Here is a 1,561-nt window from a genome sequence, read left to right as displayed (position 1 = left end):
GGGCCGATCACCCTCGACTGACTGTGAGGCTGGCTTGGTCGGTCCGCAGGTGATGGGCTGATGGTCGGCAGCAGTGGGCGTGACTCTTGCTCTGACTGGCCTCGTGCCTTTGACGCGACTTGTCCGCCTGCTGCTGCCGGCGCCGGCCCGGCGGGAGACGTTTGGCCTGATCAGGAGCTTGACCGCCAGTTAGCGGCTGGCGTGTCTCATCACAGTCCTGCCATCTCCGCACCGGACCGGACCCGTGCGTCCCCACGGTGAGGAGAGAACGCATGTCCATGCTGACAGAACTGGTCGAGGTCGTCATCGGCGTCGACACGCACAAAGACACGCACACCGCCGCAGTCCTCGACACCCGCACTGGAGGGGTCCTCGCCAGGGCCACGGTGAACACCGACCCGGACGGCTATGCCGAGTTGGTGGCTCTGGCCGAGCAGCACTCAGGGCTGCGGGCCTGGGCGCTGGAGGGCTCCGGCGGCTACGGAGCCGGCCTGGCCCGGCACCTGGCCGACGCCGGTGAGCTGATCGTGGAACTGGACCGGCCGGTGCGACCGGCGCGCCGTGCCGGGGCGAAGTCCGACCCGATCGACGCCGAACGGGCTGCCCGCGACGCACTCGCCCGCACCCGGCTGGCGCAGCCCAAGACCGGGCCCGAGCGGGCAGCACTGCAGATGCGCCTGACCGCCCGCCGCGCCGCCGTGGAAGCCAGCGCCACCGCCCAACGGCAGCTACACGCCATGGTGATCACCTCCCCCGAGGTGGTGCGGGCCCGGTTCCGCGGCCAGAGCACCCGGGCCATGCTCACCACCGCCACCCGACTGCGCCCCACCAGCGCCGACGTCGAGGTGTTCACCAGTCTGACCGTGTTGCGGGACCTCGCCCGCCGCGTCCGCTTCCTCGAGGCCGAAGCCGTCGAGCACGAGAAGGCGATCCGCGCGATCGTCCGCTCCTGGCGACCGGACCTGCTCCACCTCACCGGCGTGGGACCGATCGTCGCGGCCACCGTGCTCACCGCCTGGTCACACCCGGGACGCTGCCGCAACGACGCCGCGTTCGCCATGCTCGCCGGCGCCGCCCCGATCCCCGCCTCATCCGGCAAGACCATCCGCTACCGACTCAACCGCTCAGGAGACCGCCAACTCAACCGCGCCCTGCACACCATCGTCCTGACCCGCCTACAACACGACCAACGCACCCGCGCCTACGCCGACCGCCGCCGCACCCAAGGCAAAACCGACCGCGAAATCAAACGCTGCCTCAAGCGCTACATCGCCCGAGAGCTCTACCGACGCCTGGAAAACCCAACCCAGGCCACTTGACGCGGCATAGGAGCGTCGCCTCAGCCCAGTCGCGCGGGGCCGCCGAACACGACCGGGATGCCGGGGGAGTACAGCACGCTCACCGGCGGCCCGGGCGGTGGCGGCAACCCGGCGGCGGTGACCAGCTCGTCGTCCAGGTGCAGCAGTTCGGCCCGGTGCAACGGCCATCGGGGATGCCAGTTCGGCAGGTGCAGGGTGCGCCCGTACGCCCGGGTGTGCAGGCCCCAGCGGGCGGTGAGGAA

Annotated in this window: 2 protein-coding genes; one reads left to right on the top strand and one right to left on the bottom strand. The window is 71.0% G+C overall.

The features are described from left to right. Window positions 1-272: 272 nt before the first annotated feature. A complete protein-coding gene (locus tag ABZS77_RS30030) occupies window positions 273-1,319 on the top strand; it encodes an IS110 family transposase (protein WP_354829696.1) in 1,047 nt (348 codons plus the stop codon). Window positions 1,320-1,339: 20 nt separating this feature from the next. Here ABZS77_RS30030 and ABZS77_RS30025 read toward each other — a convergent pair. Next, a partial coding sequence (locus ABZS77_RS30025) for a DUF2071 domain-containing protein (protein ID WP_354829694.1) occupies window positions 1,340-1,561 on the bottom strand: 222 nt, incomplete at its 5' end.

It is taken from the genome of Micromonospora sp. NPDC005298 (assembly GCF_040607375.1).
Lineage (GTDB): Bacteria > Actinomycetota > Actinomycetes > Mycobacteriales > Micromonosporaceae > Micromonospora.
The sequence above is the reverse complement of the archived record's forward strand: the minus strand, read 5'-3'. Positions and strand labels throughout refer to the sequence as shown.